12 protein-coding genes are annotated in these 17,609 nt (G+C 61.7%); all 12 read left to right on the forward strand.

What is annotated here, in order from left to right:
- The 12 genes from FHR73_RS01895 (at window position 1) to FHR73_RS01950 (ending at window position 17,579) form a co-directional block, all read left to right on the forward strand.
- Entirely contained in the window at window positions 1-807 is an 807-nt protein-coding gene (locus FHR73_RS01895) for a phytanoyl-CoA dioxygenase family protein (RefSeq protein ID WP_183629120.1), read from the forward strand.
- Between the two features lie 125 nt (window positions 808-932).
- Complete coding sequence (gene rffA / locus FHR73_RS01900; protein WP_183629122.1) at window positions 933-2,120, forward strand: dTDP-4-amino-4,6-dideoxygalactose transaminase; 1,188 nt, start codon at window positions 933-935, stop codon at window positions 2,118-2,120.
- Window positions 2,117-5,602, forward strand: coding sequence for a hypothetical protein (locus tag FHR73_RS01905; protein WP_183629124.1), 3,486 nt, complete (start codon window positions 2,117-2,119; stop codon window positions 5,600-5,602). The genes rffA and FHR73_RS01905 overlap by 4 nt, the downstream gene beginning before the upstream one ends.
- A gap of 283 nt (window positions 5,603-5,885) precedes the next feature.
- On the forward strand, window positions 5,886-8,513 hold the full coding sequence (locus tag FHR73_RS01910; RefSeq protein WP_183629126.1) for a hypothetical protein: 2,628 nt from the start codon (window positions 5,886-5,888) through the stop codon (window positions 8,511-8,513).
- Window positions 8,514-8,838: 325 nt separating this feature from the next.
- Window positions 8,839-10,275 (forward strand): flagellin, encoded by a 1,437-nt coding sequence (locus tag FHR73_RS01915; RefSeq protein WP_183629128.1) that lies wholly within the window; start codon window positions 8,839-8,841, stop codon window positions 10,273-10,275.
- A gap of 72 nt (window positions 10,276-10,347) precedes the next feature.
- Window positions 10,348-10,737, forward strand: a complete 390-nt coding sequence (locus tag FHR73_RS22475) for a flagellar protein FlaG (RefSeq protein ID WP_260175473.1) — start codon at window positions 10,348-10,350, stop codon at window positions 10,735-10,737.
- A 71-nt stretch (window positions 10,738-10,808) separates the two neighbouring features.
- The gene (fliD, locus tag FHR73_RS01925) at window positions 10,809-12,266 is read left to right on the forward strand and encodes a flagellar filament capping protein FliD (protein ID WP_183629130.1); all 1,458 of its coding nucleotides are present in this window, start codon (window positions 10,809-10,811) and stop codon (window positions 12,264-12,266) included.
- A gap of 94 nt (window positions 12,267-12,360) precedes the next feature.
- Entirely contained in the window at window positions 12,361-12,741 is a 381-nt protein-coding gene (gene fliS, locus FHR73_RS01930; RefSeq protein WP_026083956.1) for a flagellar export chaperone FliS, read from the forward strand.
- Window positions 12,742-12,755: 14 nt separating this feature from the next.
- A complete protein-coding gene (locus tag FHR73_RS01935) occupies window positions 12,756-13,067 on the forward strand; it encodes a flagellar protein FliT (RefSeq protein WP_183629132.1) in 312 nt (103 codons plus the stop codon).
- Window positions 13,068-13,231: 164 nt separating this feature from the next.
- Complete coding sequence (locus FHR73_RS01940; RefSeq protein ID WP_183629134.1) at window positions 13,232-14,710, forward strand: sigma-54 dependent transcriptional regulator; 1,479 nt, start codon at window positions 13,232-13,234, stop codon at window positions 14,708-14,710.
- A gap of 290 nt (window positions 14,711-15,000) precedes the next feature.
- Complete coding sequence (locus tag FHR73_RS01945; RefSeq protein ID WP_221191395.1) at window positions 15,001-16,200, forward strand: ATP-binding protein; 1,200 nt, start codon at window positions 15,001-15,003, stop codon at window positions 16,198-16,200.
- Window positions 16,197-17,579, forward strand: coding sequence for a sigma-54 dependent transcriptional regulator (locus FHR73_RS01950; protein WP_183629138.1), 1,383 nt, complete (start codon window positions 16,197-16,199; stop codon window positions 17,577-17,579). The genes FHR73_RS01945 and FHR73_RS01950 overlap by 4 nt, the downstream gene beginning before the upstream one ends.
- Window positions 17,580-17,609: the final 30 nt, after the last annotated feature.

The raw sequence follows: 17,609 nt of genomic DNA on the forward strand, positions 1-17,609 counted from the left end.
ATGAAAACAAGCACGCTCGACATCGACGAGCTCAAGATTCTACTTGATACCCAGGGGTACGCTGTCGTGCCTGCCGTGGTCCCCCCACGGTTGCTAGCGCGCATGAGCGAAGGTCTCTACAGGGTGCGGGATCGAATCGAGGAAGAGGTGGGGCGGTTTCGCCTGGAAAGAGCCAGGGAAGTGGGCGTCCTACGGCTGATGATGAGGTTCGATCCGGTTTTCACCGAGCTGTTAGAGTTGCCCATCCTGCTCACGCTTGTGGATGAACTCATGGGGAGCACAGCCATTCTTCACCTGCAGAATGGCTTGCTGCTGCCGCCTACCAGCGAGCCTGACGCGGATGTCTTCCAGTATCGTTTCCATCAGGACTTCCCGCGCTATCTCAACGGTTATCGGGCATCGCTGAACGTCATGATCGCCATCGACGCCTTCACCGCAGAAAATGGCGCGACCCTAGTGGTTCCTGCAACTCATCAGCGCGAGATAGCTCCTTTGGGAGAGTTCTGCCGGCGTTGGGCGCGGCCTGTGATCTGTGCCGCCGGCGATGCCATCGTGTTCGATTCGACGTTGTGGCACGCGGCGGGGACCAACCGCAGTAGCCGTGATCGTCTGGCGATCAATCACCAGTTCACCCGTCCCTGGATAAAACAGCAGATCGATTATTGTCGTGCCCTGGACGCCACTCTGCTAGACGGCCTGCCAGAACGCAGTCGTCAGCTATTGGGCTACTACACTCGGGTGGTGGCTTCGCTGGATGACTACTACCAGCCCACGGAGCATCGCCTTTACCGGAGTGGCCAGGGCTGAACACTATGCGTCGAAAAACTGGCGGGTCCGGTTCTTGCAGCGAAGGCATTGCAGACTCCATGTCGGAAGCTCGAGAGCGCTAGCGCCGCTCGTGGCATTCGATCTACTCCATTCTGGGAGACCTCATGTCACGAGCGCGTATCCCCTTCGCGAAGCCATTCATCATGGGCAAGGAGCTGTTCTACATCGCCCAGGCGGTAATGAATGGTTCCATTGCTGGTGACGGCGAGTTCACCAAGCGCTGCCAGGCCTTGCTTGAAGAGCAGCTCGGTTGCCGGAAGGTCCTGTTGACTCACTCCTGCACGGCGGCTCTGGAGATGACCGCGATTCTGGCTGGGATCGGTCCCGGAGACGAAGTCATCATGCCTTCGTTCACCTTCGTCTCTACAGCCAATGCCTTCGTCCTGCGCGGAGCAGTACCGGTATTCGTGGATATTCGCCCGGATACCCTCAACATTGATGAGCGCCTGGTCGAGGCAGCCATCACACCGCGTACCAAGGCCGTCGTCGCGGTGCATTACGCTGGTCAATCCTGCGCCATGTACACGCTCAAGGCCCTCTGCGTACGCCATGGCTTACGGCTGATCGAGGATGCGGCTCAGGCCATCCTCGTCAAGAACGAAGGCCAGTCGCTGGGTACCATAGGCGACATGGGCTGCCTGAGCTTTCACGAGACCAAGAACATCATCGCTGGCGAGGGTGGAGCGTTGATGATCAACGACGAGAGCCTGATCGAGCGCGCCGAGATCATTTGGCAGAAGGGCACCAATCGTAAGGCCTTCTTCCGCGGCGAGGTAGACAAATACACCTGGGTCGACATGGGTTCATCGTTTCTGCCAAGCGAACTGACGGCAGCCTTCCTCTTCGCCCAGCTCGAGCATGGCGAGCGGATCAACGCTCATCGTCGGGAGCTTTACGAATACTATTACCAGGCCCTGCTGCCGCTGGAGCGCGATGCGTTTCTGACACTGCCCACCTATCGCGGCGACGCCTCGGCCAATGCCCATATCTTCTTCGTTCTCACCCGGGACAGCGAAGAGCGGCGGGCGCTGATCGCTCATCTACAGGCGCTGGGTATTAGTGCGGTGTTCCACTTCGTCCCGTTGCACGACTCTCCCGGCGGCCAACGTTTTGGCCGAGCGTCCGGGGAGCTGCCGGTCACCCATGACATCTCCGATCGCATCCTCAGGCTGCCCTTGTTCTCGGACCTGACCCACGAGCAGGTACGGCAAGTCACGGAGGCTGTCACAGGCTTCTACAGGCCGACTTCGCTTTCTTTGTTCAATGTGGAATCTAGGAAGGACCGCGCATGAGTTTCTCATCAATGGCGGGCGTAACGACAGACAGCAGGCTCCACCAAATGCACCTTGGGCTGGGGCATCCCTATTACATCTATGCGCCAGATTTCCGCGATACCTCGGCCGGGGTAGCCTGCCTGCATTACCTCTGTCACACCCTTAACATCCACGGGCGAGATGCCTATGTGATGAGCTGCAATCAGGTCAACCCCAACCTGAAGACTCCGCGGGTGAGCCAGGACCTGGTGGATAGCCATCGACAACTGGGCAAGGTTCCCATCGTTATCTATCCAGAGGTGGTCAGTGGTAACCCGGCTGGCGCAGATGTCGTGGTGCGCTACCTGCTCAATTTCGAGGGTGCCCTGACCGGTCGAGGTATGGAGGCAGGCAGCGACGACCTGAGGATATATGCCGGCCCGGTCCTCGTCCGAGATCCCGGCGAGCGTGCGGATGGCTTTCTCGACGTCCCTTGCATCAACACCGTGCTGTTCAATGCCAATGGTTGCGGTACGCGCCTGGGCCGCTATTTCTATCGCCATCGCTATCCGCTCGATCAGGTGGACTTCAGCCGATTCCCCCTGGACGTCCAGGAATTGTCGATGCACGAGCCGCTTCCCCTGCCCAGGCTGGCGCAGCTGCTCCGAGGCGCTGAGGTTCTCTACACGTACGAATGGTCCATGACCTGTGTCCTGGCAATTCTCTGCGGCTGTCCGGTGCTGTTCATGCGGGAGGGAGGCATTGATGAGGCCTTTCTGGACCAGAGCTACATAGGTTCCGGTGGCTTCGCCATGTTCGACGCGCCTCAAGCACTGGAGGTTGCTCAAGGGGGGCTGGCCGATGCCATGGCGCGTTATGCGAGGCTCGAACATGGCTTCTGGCGGCAGCTCGATCGCTTCATCGAACTCACCCAGGCACGTAGCGAGCATCACGTGGGCGCTGATCTTCTGAACCAGCAGTATCAGCGGTGGCTGGGCGAACGTGCGCTGCAGGGTACCCGGCTGCGCCTGTACGAGCAGGCGCTGGTGGTGGGAGAGCGGCCGCTGCACTTCGAGGTGGTGGTGTTCGGTGGAGCAGGGGAGGACGAACGGACCCTGGCCAGTCTGGCGCGGCAGCACTATCCACTTACCCAGGCGTCCTTCCTGCCGGAAGCGACGGACTACCTGACGCCATGGCAGGCGCTGGCACATGCCAGTCGTTGCCAATGGTTCGTGCTGCTACCCAATGGCGATGAGGTAGCGACCGATCTACTGCTGCTGGCGGCCGAAGCCATTTCCCTGAACCCGCGCCTTAAGGCGCTATACGTCGACCAGGACGAGCTGACCGCCCAGGGGCCTGCCAATCCCGTGTTCAAGCCGGATTTCAATCTGGACTTGCTCCGCAGCTACAACTATACGGGCTCGCTGTTGCTGGTGAGTCGTGACGCGCTGCTGGTTACGGTCCCCAGTATGCCCTGTACTGGCGAAGCCATTTTCACCGATATTCTATTCCAGAGCGTTGAGCGGGATGGGGTGACGGCCATTGGTCATCTCTCCGCTATCCTCCATCACAGTCGCCAAAGCTATGCAGCTTGGCTGGCCGAGCAAGTCGATCCTTCAGTCGGACGCGGCATCGTGCAGGCCCATCTTCAACGGCTGGGCCTGGCCGCTCAGGTGGAGTCTTGTCGTCTGCCGTTCGTCAACCGCATCCGCCTGGTATGGCCAGGCAACCCCCTGGTGTCCTTGCTCGTAGATGCCCGCGGGCCGCTGTCCCAGGTCACTCGCTGCCTGGAAAGCCTATTACAGACGCGCGGCGTCAATTACCAGATCCATCTGGTGGAGTCATCGCAAGCGGAGCCCGAGTTGCGCGCCTGGTTGATGGAAATCGAGGCGATGGGTGAGCCGTTGATCCGGGTCGTACGCGCACCGCTGAGCCAGGTGATTGAATCGGCGGACGGTGAGTACCTCGTGCTGCTCGACGCGGCCTGTCTCGCCACAGATCCTGACTGGCTTCTGGAACTGCTGGCACAGGGGCGCCGTGATGAGGTCGCGGCGGTGGGTGCAAAACTCGTCGGGCCCGACGACCGCATCGTATCGGCCGGGCTGGTACTGGGTCTACGGGGTGCTGCCGATTGCCTGTTCAAGGGCGAGTCCGATCAGAATGGCGGCTATCTGCATCGTCTTCAGGTTGCCCAGAATCTCAGCGCCCTAGACGGAAGATGCCTGCTGCTCAAGAAGGCAGCGCTCGCTGAAATCGATGGCCTGGCTGACCTCGCCTGGGGGCAGCGAGGCACTGATGTCGAGTTGAGCCTGAAACTTACGCAGGCCGGCTATCTGCTGGTTTGGACGCCCTACGCGAAAGTGCTTTGGCAGGAACAGGAGTATCGTGGGGCCATGCTCGACGAGGTCTCTCCGGGGCTCTACGAACAATGGCTGCCGGAGCTGGTCGACGATGCTGCTTACAACCGTAACTTCAGCCGTGAGGGCCTGGATTTCGAACTGGAGACCCAGTCGCAGCATCTTTGGCGACCCCTTGCGTGGCGGCCGCTACCGGTCGTCCAGATCGTACCAGGTCAGTCGGCGGGATGTGCTTATTACCGTGTGCTGCAACCCTTCCGAGCATTGGAACAGGCGCTCGAAATCGAGGGCATCATCACCGAGCGGCCGAAGTCGCCCGTACTGTTGGCCGGTATCGCAGCTGACGTGGTGGTCGTCCAGCGTGAGCACCAGCCCTTGCAAATGGATGCGTTGCAGACCCTAAGGCGGGCCACGGACGCCTTTGTCATCTACGACATGGACGATTGGCTCGCCGATTCGCCTGCTGCAGGTAAGGGAGCGGCGACTGGGGCACCAGCCGTTGCCGACTTGGAAAGAGCACTCGCCAACGTTGATCGTGTGGTCGTCTCTACCCCTGCGCTGGCGAATCGACTGGAGGGCCGGCATCACGACATACGCGTGGTACCTACCCGGCTTCCCGCTGCCCATTGGGGCTCCCTTGTCAGTAATCGGCGACGCCAAGGGCGGCCACGGATCGGTTTTGCCGGCAACGCTGGTCATAGGCTTGATTTGGCGATAATCGAGGAAGTGATACAGACACTCGGGCAGGAGGTCGAATGGGTATTCCTCGGAATCCGGCCCACAGTGGCCAAGATCGACGAGTTCCACGCTCCCGTGCCGATTGAGGATTATCCAGGGAAGCTCGCAGGTCTCGACCTCGACATCGCGCTTGCGCCCTTGCTGGCGAACGATTTCAACGAGTGTAAGAGCAACCTGCGCCTATTGGAGATGGGAGCCTGTGGCTATCCGGTGATTGCATCGGATATCGCGCCATACCGGGGAGACCTCCCTGTACAACGGGTCGCCAACGAGCCGACGCAATGGCTGGAGGCGATCCGCGCTCATCTGGTGGATTTGGACGCGGCCTTCATCCAGGGGCAGCGGCTGCGAGAAGCCGTGCAACGTGACTGGCTATTGGAGGGTGCCAATTTGAGAAGTTGGAAACGAGACTGGTTGCCAGGCTAGGAGACGTTAGCCCGCCACTGGCAGGTGCTTAGCCTCCTTCTACTCTCGAGCCTTGGCGGACGTGCCTATCTTTGTAGTACCAGGGGCTGCGCTGCCGGCCTTTGACAACCTAGATCCCCAAGGTGAGGGCCGGCCTTCAGGGGTTTTCCTTCCGATTGTGTCGCAGTGCCGACCTGGAAGCCTGGGGTTCCGAGTTTGGTTAGCTTTTTGCTTGTCTCGGCCATCCGCCTTCTGCCGCCGATTTCTTGACTGGAGCAGAGGCTAACCAGTAAGGGGTCTCAAGATGACGGGCTCACCCGCCAATGTGTTCTGTAATGCTGATACCGATTCGGGTGAGGTGCCTACGGCGGCTGAGGTTGATCGGAGCCATGCGCAGTGGCTGGCTGATCGGCGCTCCAGCGCGACGCGCCTTGAAATCTATCGCCAGGCACTGATCCAAAATGCTCAGCTGCATTTCTTGGTAGTGATCGTCGGCAGTCCTACGGAAGCCAGCTTCACCCTGGCATCGCTGGCTGAGCAGCATTATCCCAACTTCAGTACCGCACTGGTGGTGGCTTCGGCCAACGAGCTGTCGGACTGGCAGGAAGCGCTGGCGAGCAGTGAGGCGCACTGGTTGCTGAAGCTTCCGGCGGGTAGCCACCTAGAGCCCGAAACATTGTTGCGTTTGGCTGAGCGTATCCTTGTCTCCGGTGGCATACATGCTTGCTATTGCGACGAAGATCATCTTGCCGATAGTGGTCTCGAGTGTCCGATCTTCAGACCTGGCTTCAATCTCGATCTGCTACGCAGCTATCCCTACACCGGCTCTCTGCTGGCCATGAGTCGCGAGGCGTTGCTGGCGTCCTCATCCAGCGTCACCGCGCCTGGCGTGGCACTGGTCCAAGACGTGTTGCTGCAGGTGGTCGAGCGCCAGGGTGTCACGGCCATCGCCCATCTACCCGAAGTATTCCACCATTCGCGACAGACCTTTCCCGACTGGCTGCAACAGTGCGAACCGGCGGCGACCCATGGCATCGTCCGCGCGCACTTGGCGCGCCTGGGTGTGCAGGCGGAGATCAGCACTGGTGCTCTTCCATGTGTCAGCCGTATTCACTACCAGAGCGATCACCAACCGCTGGTTTCCATTTTGATTGAAGCCAGGGGTTCGCTCGAAGAGCTGGGTCGCTGCCTGGAGTCTGTCTTGGGAGGCACCGCCTATCCACGTTACGAGATCCTTGTCGGGCGGCCTTCGAACGTCGCGGTCGATACCGGCTGCTGGCTAGACGAGCTGGTGACGCTGGGCTTGGAGCATTTGCGGATCATCCCCGCTGACGGAGCTCAGGCCCTGGCTCGGGCTGCCAAGGGCGAATACCTGCTCTGGCTCAGTGCAGGTTGTCTCAGCATCAAGGCCTCTTGGCTGGATGAGCTGGTCAATCAGGCGCGACGCCCGGAGGTCGGGGTGGTAGGCGCCAAGCTTCTGGATCGTGAGGGCAAAGTAGCCATGGCCGGGCTGGTACTCGGACTGCGTGGTCCTGCCAGCAGCCTCTTCCTGGGTGAACCCGATGACCGCGCAGGCTATCTCTACCGGCAGCAGGTGGTGCAAAACTTCAGTGCCGTGAGCGGTCGTTGTCTATTGGTGCGGGCGGAGATATTTCATGCCATCCCTGATTGCGGTTCCTTCGCCACCCAGCCGTTCGCCGATGTCGAGTTCTGTCTCAAGGTTGGTCAGGCCGGCTATCTTGTGGTCTGGACGCCCCACGCCCGTCTCGGTTGGGAGTCGGAGCAGAGCCCAGAGGTGTCGGCGTGGACGCGAGCCGAGTCGAGACTCTACGAGCAGTGGCTACCCGTCCTGGCCAATGATCCCGCCTATAACCCAAGTCTAGCTCTGGACAAGGCGGACTTCGCAGTGGAAGTCGAACCCGAAAACTTATGGCGACCACTGTCCTGGCGTCCGCTGCCGGTAATCCAGGTCATGCCCGGCGATCGCTGGGGCTGCGGTCACTACCGGTTGATCCAGCCGCAGCGAGCGATGGAAGCCGCCCTGCAGATCGATTCCAACGTGCAGTTCCGCTACTTGCACGCAGCCAACCAGGGACGCATTCAGGCAGACAGCATCATCGTACAGCGCCAGCTCTCCGAGCCGCAGATCGAGGAAATGCAGGCTATCAAGCGCTATACCTCGTCCTTTCTCGTGTACGACCTGGACGATCTACTGGGTAACCTCCCGCTCAAAAGCATACATCGTGAGTCTTTTCAGCCTTCCCAGGTCGCGAGAGCCTTGCGTAACGGATTATCCATCGCGGATCGAGTGACGGTCTCCACGGAACCCCTGGCAGAGGCGATGCGCGGATTTAATGCGGACATTCGCGTTGTTCCCAATCGATTGCCTGTCCCTTGGTGGGGGGAACTACAAGGCAAGTGGCGGAAAGGTCGCCCAAGGATCGGTTGGGCAGGCGGCACCAGCCATACAGGAGATCTGCAGATCGTAGTGGATGTCATGAAGGCCTTGGCCAACGAGGTGGAGTGGGTGTTTCTTGGTATGAGCCCACCGGGTGCGCCACCCCATGAATTCCATTATGGAGTCGAAATCGAGGACTTTCCCGCGAAGCTCGCCAGTCTCGATTTGGATCTGGCCATCGCCCCGCTCGAAATCAACGCCTTCAATGAGTGCAAGAGCAATTTGCGGCTGTTGGAGCTTGGCGCCTGTGGTTTCCCGGTTGTAGCTACTGATATAGAGCCCTATAGGTGCGGTCTCCCCGTGACCCTGGTACGCAATAAATATAAAGACTGGCTAGGTGCTATTCGTGACCATCTGGCCGATATCGAGGGAGCCCACGCATTGGGAGCCAGCCTTCGCCAGCACATTCATCGTGACTGGATGCTTGAGGGAAGAAATCTCGAGTCATGGCGAGCGGCGTGGTTACCTGACTGACTGGAGCACGGCCTCATATGAGCGGGTTGCCGCTACCAAGAAGCTGTGAGGCGTGCGTGCGTAGGCGGATGCGTCCCTTGTAACCCGATCCGCTAGAGTGAACGTCGCGAAGGGGCTAAATAAATTAAAGGTTCGGTCGATAACCAGTATGCACGAATCGGTATGTCACCACCTGTCAAGCTTCTGCTGAAGAAAATCGCGGAAAAATCCTAAAGGTTTGACGGCAGGTACCGATAAATATCTTGAATGCGAAACACAGGGGCGTCTGAGCAAGCAGGTCCCATTCGCATGCTCAGGCACACAAGGTTCAACTGGAGACGCCACCATGGCACTTACCGTCAATACCAACATCCCTTCCCTGAACACCCAGCGCAACCTGCAGAACGCGTCCAGCTCGCTGGCCACTTCCATGCAGCGCCTGTCCACTGGTAGCCGTATCAACAGCGCCAAGGACGATGCCGCCGGTCTGCAGATCTCCAACCGTCTGACCAATCAGATCAACGGTTTGAACCAGGCCACTCGCAACGCCAACGACGGTATCTCCCTGTCGCAGACCGCTGAAGGCGCCATGCAGCAGTCCACCAACATCCTGCAGCGTATTCGCGACCTGGCCGTGCAGTCCGCCAACGGCTCCAACAGCGACGCCGACCGCTCTGCTCTGCAGAAAGAAGTGACCGCGCAGCAGAACGAACTGACCCGTATCGCCCAGACCACCACCTTCGGTGGCCGCAAGCTGCTGGACGGCTCCTTCGGCACCACCAGCTTCCAGATCGGCGCCAACGCCTACGAAACCATCGACGTCACCCTGAAGGACACCTCGGCTACTGCGCTGGGTTCGAACCAGGTCGGCTCCGGTGCCAGCACCTCCGCGGGTAGTGTCGTTGCAGGTAGCGGCAACGCCCTGGCTTCCGGTGGTACCGTCACCTTGGTGGGCGGTGGCAAGAGCCAGGACGTAGTCTACGCCGCAGGCGACTCTGCCAAGACCATCGCTGGCAAAATGAATGGCCAGATTCCCGGCCTGGCTGCCTCGGCGCGTACCGTGCTGACTGTGACCGACACCATCTCCAGTGGTGCGGCCAACATGACCATGACCGTTGGTAGCAACTCGCTGAATCTGGTCGGTGTAGCCAGTACCAAGGACATGGCTGACCAGATCAATGCCAACGCCGCCAAGCTGGGCGTCACTGCCAACTACGACGATCAACTCAAGAAGCTGACGATTACCTCTGCTACTGGGGAAAACGTAACCTTTGGCAAGGACACCGGCAACGCCGCAGGCGCCATTAGCGTCTCCTCGCAGAAGTCCGACGGTTCCTTCAGCACTCCTGCGGTCGATATTCGGGCCAACGGCGGTCAGGCTATGGGTTACGTCAAGCTGGACTCGCCTACGACCTTCGCGATGACCGGTGACACCGCCCAATTGTTCGGCGCTAACAAGTCCTCGCTCAGCCAGGTTTCCAACGTCGACATCTCCACCGCCGACGGTGCTCAAAAAGCTTTGTCCGTGATCGACCAGGCCCTGGCCAACATCGACTCCCAGCGCGCTGACCTCGGTGCGGTGCAAAACCGCTTCGACAACACCATCAGCAACCTGACCAACATCTCGGAGAACGCCACCTCCGCCCGTAGCCGCATCAAGGACACCGACTACGCCGCGGAAACCGCGAACCTGTCGAAGAACCAGGTGCTGCAACAGGCCGGCACCGCGATCCTGGCCCAGGCCAAGCAGCTGCCGCAGTCGGTTCTCAGCCTGCTCCAGTAAGGGCAGAGATCGGTTTAGGCAGGGAGAAGGGGGACGCCCCTTCTCCCTTTCATGCGTTGTGAGGACATTACAATGGACATCGTCAAGACAACGGGTTTTTCAGCGGTAAGGCCCTATAGCGCTCAAGCGAGCCCTGCGGCCGCGACGTCCTTCAGCGCTGCGGCGCCCACGGCGGACTCCACCGTCAAGCCGGTTTCCCAGGCCAGCAAGGCGGACGGGGACAAGGCCGAGAAGCCGGAAGACGGCAATGTGGATGGCGCCCTGTCGAAGCTGAAGTCGAAATTCCAGGAAGACCACCGCAACCTGGATTTCAGTATCGATGACTCCACCGGTGAGGTGGTGGTCAAGGTGCTGGACGGCGAATCCGGCAAGCTCATCCGGCAGATGCCCAGTGAGGAAGTGCTCAAGCTGGCCAAGCAGCTGGATGACATGCGCAGCCTGATGTTCAAGGCCGAAGCCTAGTTGGCGCGGAACTTGAATCAGACTGATTGAACGCAGGGGCGACGACGTAACGTTGGCAGGGGAATAGTGACATGGCAGGTATCAGCGGGATTGGCGGCTCGGGACTGGACATCGATTCCATCGTCACCAAGATGGTGGCCGCCGAAAAGGCACCCAAGCAGGATCAGTTGAGCGCGACGCAAAGCAAGGCGACCGCGCAGCTTACGGCGATCGGCTCCTTGAAGAGCGCCATCAGCGAATTCCAGACCGCGCTGACTACGCTCAATAGCCCCACCAGTTTCCAGGCGCGGGCCGTCACCCTGTCGAAAAGCGACTATCTCACGGCAACGGCTAGTACCAGCGCCAGCGTCGGGAGCTATCAGGTCGCAGTCACTCAGCTGGCTGGCAGCAGCAAGGTGGCCCTGGCGTCAGTGCCAGCCACTTCCACTACGACTGGCAGCAACGGCACGACTTCTACTACGTCTCCCACCACCTTCGGCCAGGGCACGCTAAGCATCAAGGTTGGTAATACCGCCCTGGCCGATATCAAGGTCGATGCCACCAACAACACCCTGAGTGGCATCCGCGATGCGATCAACAAGGCCGGACAGAGCCAGGGTCTCAGTGCCAGTGTCGTCAATGACGACTCGGGTTCACGACTGGTATTGAGCAGCACCAAGACCGGTGACGGTAACGACATCTCGGTATCGGTGAGTGGTGATGACGGTTCGGGCAAACAGAGTCTGACCAAGCTGGCTTACACGGCAAGCGACAAGGACTCCACCGATCCCGCAGCTGCCCACTCACTCACGCAAGCCAAGAGTGCCCAGATGAACATTGATGGTCTGAAGGTCACCAGCGCCTCGAACACGGTGAGCAATGCGGTCGATGGTCTGAGTTTTACCCTCAAGGCCACCACCCCGGCGGACAGTCCGATGACCGTCGGCGTCAGCCAGGACGAGTCGGGCGTCAAGGGCAACATCCAGAAATTCGTCGACTCTTACAACAAGCTTGTGGGGGTCATCAAGACCCAGACCTCGGTGACGAAGGTCGGGGATAACAGTTCGCCCATCGCGGCTGCGCTGGTGGGGGATGCGACTGCCCGTGGTCTCACAACCACCATCCGCAGCGAACTCGGCACCATGCAGGGGACGGGCGCCGTCAAGGCGCTGGCCGACCTGGGCATCACCACCCAGAAGGATGGCACCCTGGCCATCGACGACACCAAGCTGAGCAAGATGGTGAGCTCCAACTTCAGTGACCTGTCCGGCTTCTTCACCGGCGACCAGGGCATAGCGGCGCGGCTCAAAGGTAAGCTCGATCCCTATACCATGACCAATGGCATTCTCGAGCAGCGTTCGAACTCCTTGAGCACCACCTTGAAGAACGTGGATGCCCAGACCGCCACGCTCAACACCCGCATGACCGCACTCTCGGATCGCCTCTACAAGCAATATAACGCTATGGACCAGTTGTACTCGTCGTTGTCGAGCACTGCGTCTTCGCTGTCCCAACAGCTGGCAGCCATGCCCTTCGCCAACAAGAGTTGAGTGGGCGGGTTCGGCCAATCCGGTTGATAAAGGGGTCAAGTTCTTCGCGTCATGACCGATAAAGAAAGTATCGGAAACACACAGAGGTCGTGACATGAACGCAATGACAGCCATGCGCCAGTACCAGCAGGTCGGCCTGCAGGCGCAGGTGTTCGAAGCCAGTCCCCATCAGCTGATCCAGATGCTCATGCAAGGCGCCCTGGATCGTCTGGCCAAGGCCCAAGGTGCCCTGGAACGCGGTTGGCTGCCGGAGAAGGGCGAGCTGATCGGCAAGGCGGTATCCATCATCGCCGGTCTGAAGGACGTCCTGGATTTCGAGCAGGGTGGCGAGCTCGCCACCAACCTGGATCGTCTGTATGACTATATGATCCGCCGACTCAGCGAAGCCAACCGCAACAATGATCCTGTTATCCTGGAAGAAGTATCCGGCCTGATCCGCGAGATCAAATCCGGCTGGGATGCCATTGCCCCCTGATCTGGAGTCGACCGATGAACGTCGCCATGCAAAAGACCCCGGTGGAACGCGTCGAGCTCGTCTATGAGCAGATGGCCGCTGCGCTCAAAGCCGGAGACTGGACGCGGATCGCCGAGCTGGATCTGGATTGCCGGCTGTTCGTCGACGAAGCGATGTATGCCACGGGTGACGAAGCCGTAGCCCTGCGTGCCAGCCTCGAGCGCCTGCTGGCGCTCTATGCCTCCCTGCTGCAGGGCTGCAAGGCAGAGCGGGACGCCACCGCCCAGGAGCTGACCAAGCTCAGCAAGTCGAATCAGGCTGCCAAGGTCTATCAACTGTTCGGCTGACCGTCATGTGTTGGACGGTAATTCAAAGTTTGGAAATTTCGCCGCCATAAAATTGACCCCGCATCACAATTTGTCTTAACTTGCGCAAGATGCCGACCAGTTGGCACTTGGATGCAGGCGACACCTGCGCGTAGCGAACCGACAAGCCGAATTGGGGCAGGGACATGTGGCGTGAAACCAAGATCCTTCTGATCGACGATGAAGCCGAGCGGCGCAAGGCGGTATCGGTCATTCTCGATTTTCTCGGCGAAGCTCACCTCGCCTGCACCAGTTCCGATTGGCAAGCCAGCCTCGAAGCGCTCGACAGCAGTCGGCAGGTCAGCTGTGTGCTGGTCGGTCGCGTCGACAGCCGCGGTAACAGCGTCGAGCTGCTCAAGCAGGTCGTGGCCTGGGACGAGATGGTCCCGCTGCTGCTGCTGGGCGAAGCGGCGCAACCGGAGTGGCCGGATGACGTCCGCCGCCGCGTGCTGGTCTCTCTCCAGTATCCGCTGGCCTACAACAAGCTGCTGGATTCCCTGCACCGTGCCCAGGTCTATCGCGAGATGTATGACCAGGCCCGGGATCGTGGGCGTCAGCGCGAGCCCGAGTTGTTCCGCAGCCTGGTGGGGACCAGCCGCGCCATCCAGGGCGTGCGCAAGATGATGCAGCAGGTGGCCGATACCGAGGCGACGGTGCTTATTCTCGGCGAATCCGGCACCGGCAAGGAGGTGGTGGCGCGCAACCTGCACTTCCACTCCAAGCGCCGCGAGGCGCCCTTCGTGCCGGTCAACTGCGGCGCGATTCCCGCCGAGTTGCTGGAAAGCGAACTGTTCGGCCACGAGAAGGGCGCCTTCACCGGCGCCATCACCAGCCGCGCCGGTCGCTTCGAACTGGCCAACACCGGCACCCTGTTCCTTGACGAGATCGGCGACATGCCGCTGCCCATGCAGGTCAAGCTCCTGCGTGTGCTGCAGGAACGGACCTACGAGCGGGTGGGCAGCAACAAGACCCAGAGCGTGGACGTGCGCATCATCGCGGCGACCCACAAGAATCTGGAGCAGATGATCGCCGCGGGGACCTTTCGCGAAGACCTTTACTATCGCCTCAACGTCTTCCCCATCGACATGGCGCCGCTGCGCGAGCGGGGTGAAGACATCCCGCTGCTGATCAACGAACTGATCGCCCGGATGGAGCACGAAAAGCGGGGCTCCATCCGCTTCAATTCGGCGGCGATCATGTCGCTGTGCCGCCACGAGTGGCCGGGCAACGTCCGCGAATTGGCCAACTTGGTGGAGCGCATGGCGATCATGCATCCCTATGGCGTCATCGGCGTGGCCGAGTTGCCGCTCAAGTTCCGCTACGTGGAAGACGAAGCCGATCCCATGGTGGAATCCCTGCGCGAGGAACTGCAGGAGCGCGAGGCCATGGCCGGGATCGGGACCCTCGAGGTGTCCTCCTCGGCGCTGCTGCCCAGTGAAGGCCTGGATCTCAAGGACTACCTGGCCAACCTGGAAAAGAGCTTTATCCAGCAGGCGCTGGACGATGCCGGTGGCGTAGTGGCGCGCGCCGCCGAGCGACTGCGCATCCGCCGGACCACCCTGGTCGAGAAGATGCGCAAGTACGGCATGGGACGTCGCGACGACGAGTTCGACGAAGAGATCTAATGCGGTAGGTTGGGCTGAGCGCAACGCGAAGCCCAACGATGGTCAACTCGGCCATGCTTGTTGGGCTTCGACGATAAAGCTGTCTCAGCCCACCGTACGTAGCGATGCCAAAGCGTCCATTACCTAGACGTAGGGTGGATGACGGCGCAGCCTCATCCACCTTCTTTTGTGTAGCGCGGCGAGTGGAAAAGGCCATGCCGTTTTCCCACGCTACGGCGCCTTGGCGCCAGGCCGGCATGGGTCTTGCTCCTGCCCGGATAATGTCAATTGTCCGTCGCGAGCCCTAGCCGATGCCTGCGCAAGCCCTTTCTTCCACTGTCCCTGCCGACGCTGTCGTGGAGGCCTCCGCCTCGGCTCAGGCCCGTGAAGCCCTGGGGCAGATGTCGCGCCAGCTGAGCGAATCCTTCCAGTTGCTCGAAGCCCGGATGAATTCGCTGCAGGGCGAACTGGAGTGGGTATCCGCCCAGCGCCTGCAGGAGCTGGCGGAAAAGGAGCGCCTGGCCAGCCGGCTGCAGAATCTGCTTGATGTGCTGCCCGCCGGCATCGTGGTGGTGGATGGCGCCGGGCGCGTGCGCGACGCCAACCCGGTGGCGGAGGCCCTGCTCGGCGAACCCTTGGCCGGCGAGCTGTGGCGTACGGTGATCGCGAGGGCCTTTGCGCCGCGTCATGACGACGGCCACGAGGTGTCCCTGCGCGACGGCCGACGCCTGTCCATCGCCATCCGCTCCCTGGATGGCGAGCCGGGGCAACTGGTGCTGCTCAACGACCTCACCGAAACCCGCCATCTGCAAGGCGAACTGGCACGGCATGAACGGCTTTCGGCACTGGGGCGGACCATGGCCTCGCTGGCGCATCAGATCCGTACGCCGCTGACCGCGGCGCTACTCTATGCCAGCCATCTGGAGGAGGGTGGTCTGGCGCTGGCGCAACAGCAGCGTTTCGCCAGCCGTCTCAAGGAGCGGCTGCACGAACTGGAAAATCAGGTCCGCGACATGCTGGTATTCGCTCGCGGCGAATTGCCCCTGGCGGATCGACTGACGCCCGCCGCGCTGTTCGCTGCCCTGCGCGAAGCCGCGAACCCGCATCTCGGCGACTGCCCCGTGCGCTGGCAGCTCGATGCCCAGGGCGGTCTGCTCGCCTGCAACCGCGACATGCTGGTGGGTGCTGCCCTGAATCTCATCCACAACGCCCTGCAGGCCATGGCCGGCAGCGGTGGCTCAGCGCGACTCAAGGTGCATCTCCATCGTCGTGACGGGGAGTTGCGCCTGGCGATCAGCGATAGCGGTCCCGGCATTCCACTGGCTGTCCAGCAGCGCCTGGGCGAGCCCTTTCTCAGCACCAAGACCACCGGCACCGGCCTCGGCCTGCCGGTCGCCCTGGCGATGGCCAAGGCCCATGGCGGTCGGCTGACCGTGCGCTCGCGGTTGGGCCGTGGGACGGTGGTGACCTTCATCCTGCCGCTGCTGGCGCGCGAGGAGACCTCGGCATGACCCTGCCCATCTTGCTGGTAGAAGACGATCGTGCCCTGCGCGAAGCCCTGGCCGATACCCTGGAGCTCGGCGGCTACCGCTATCGCGCCGTGGACAGCGGCGAGGCGGCGCTGCTGGCGCTGGCCGAGGAGCCCTTCGGCCTGGTGATCAGCGACGTCAACATGCCGGGTATCGACGGGCATCAATTGCTGGCCAGCATCCGACTGCGCGATCCGGCGTTGCCGGTGCTGCTGATGACCGCCTTTGGCAGTATCGAGCGCGCCGTCGAGGCCATGCGCGGCGGGGCGGCGGATTATCTGGTCAAGCCCTTCGAGCCGCGCCTGCTGCTGGAGACCCTGGCGCGCTGCTGCCCCCAGGGCCGGCGAGCGCCCGGTGCTCGGCAGCCGGTGGCGGCCGATCCCCAGAGTCGGCAACTGCTGGAGCTGGCCAGCCGGGTGGCCCGGAGCGAGGCCACGGTGCTCATCACCGGCGAGTCGGGCACCGGCAAGGAGGTGCTGGCGCGCTTCATCCATGACCAGTCGGCGCGGGCGGACGGTCCCTTCGTGGCGGTCAATTGCGCGGCCATTCCCGATCACCTGCTCGAGGCCATTCTCTTCGGGCACGAAAAGGGCGCCTTCACCGGTGCCATCGCCGCCCAGCCTGGCAAGTTCGAACTGGCCCAGGGCGGTACCCTGCTCCTGGACGAGATTTCCGAGATGCCGCTGGGATTGCAGGCCAAGCTGCTACGGGTCTTGCAGGAGCGCGAGGTGGAGCGGGTCGGCGCGCGCAAGCCGCTGGCGCTGGACATCCGCGTGGTGGCCACCAGCAACCGCAAGCTGGCGGAGGAGGTGGCCGCCGGGCGCTTCCGTGAAGACCTCTTCTATCGCCTGTCGGTGTTTCCGCTGGCCTGGCTGCCACTGCGCCAGCGACCGGCCGATATCGTGCCCCTGGCCGAACGACTGCTGACGGTCCAGGCCGCGCGGATGAACCGGCCGGTACCCGTCCTGAGCCCGGCCGCACGCCAGGCCCTGGCCGAGCATCCCTGGCCGGGCAACGTGCGCGAACTGGACAACGCGGTGCAGCGGGCGCTGATCCTGCAACCGGGCCACCAGCTGCAGGCCGAGGACTTCGGGCTGCACTGGCTGGCGACCGCGGGCTCACTGGCGCCTGCGGCAGCGCCTGTGCCAGCGACAGGCCTGGGCGATGAAGCGCGGCCACTGGATGCCGATCTGCGCGAGCGGGAATTCCAGGTGATCCTCGATACCCTCAGGGCCGAGCGTGGTCGGCGCAAGGAGACCGCTGAGCGCCTGGGCATCAGTGCCCGTACCCTCAGGTACAAGTTGGCGCAGATGCGCGACGCCGGCCTGGATGTCGAGCTGGCCGTCGCCGCCGGCTACTGAGCGCACAAGTCGATAGCCGGCTATCTACCC

This window comes from Pseudomonas sp. AS2.8, from assembly GCF_014190935.1.
GTDB lineage: Bacteria > Pseudomonadota > Gammaproteobacteria > Pseudomonadales > Pseudomonadaceae > Chryseomonas.

What these genes read in the sequence shown, in the direction of transcription:
- FHR73_RS01895 (WP_183629120.1), top strand. Translation starts at nt 1, where the DNA reads ATGAAAACAAGCACGCTCGACATCGACGAGCTCAAGATTCTACTTGAT.
- rffA (WP_183629122.1), top strand. Translation starts at nt 933, where the DNA reads ATGTCACGAGCGCGTATCCCCTTCGCGAAGCCATTCATCATGGGCAAG.
- FHR73_RS01905 (WP_183629124.1), top strand. Translation starts at nt 2,117, where the DNA reads ATGAGTTTCTCATCAATGGCGGGCGTAACGACAGACAGCAGGCTCCAC.
- FHR73_RS01910 (WP_183629126.1), top strand. Translation starts at nt 5,886, where the DNA reads ATGACGGGCTCACCCGCCAATGTGTTCTGTAATGCTGATACCGATTCG.
- FHR73_RS01915 (WP_183629128.1), top strand. Translation starts at nt 8,839, where the DNA reads ATGGCACTTACCGTCAATACCAACATCCCTTCCCTGAACACCCAGCGC.
- FHR73_RS22475 (WP_260175473.1), top strand. Translation starts at nt 10,348, where the DNA reads ATGGACATCGTCAAGACAACGGGTTTTTCAGCGGTAAGGCCCTATAGC.
- fliD (WP_183629130.1), top strand. Translation starts at nt 10,809, where the DNA reads ATGGCAGGTATCAGCGGGATTGGCGGCTCGGGACTGGACATCGATTCC.
- fliS (WP_026083956.1), top strand. Translation starts at nt 12,361, where the DNA reads ATGAACGCAATGACAGCCATGCGCCAGTACCAGCAGGTCGGCCTGCAG.
- FHR73_RS01935 (WP_183629132.1), top strand. Translation starts at nt 12,756, where the DNA reads ATGAACGTCGCCATGCAAAAGACCCCGGTGGAACGCGTCGAGCTCGTC.
- FHR73_RS01940 (WP_183629134.1), top strand. Translation starts at nt 13,232, where the DNA reads ATGTGGCGTGAAACCAAGATCCTTCTGATCGACGATGAAGCCGAGCGG.
- FHR73_RS01945 (WP_221191395.1), top strand. Translation starts at nt 15,001, where the DNA reads ATGCCTGCGCAAGCCCTTTCTTCCACTGTCCCTGCCGACGCTGTCGTG.
- FHR73_RS01950 (WP_183629138.1), top strand. Translation starts at nt 16,197, where the DNA reads ATGACCCTGCCCATCTTGCTGGTAGAAGACGATCGTGCCCTGCGCGAA.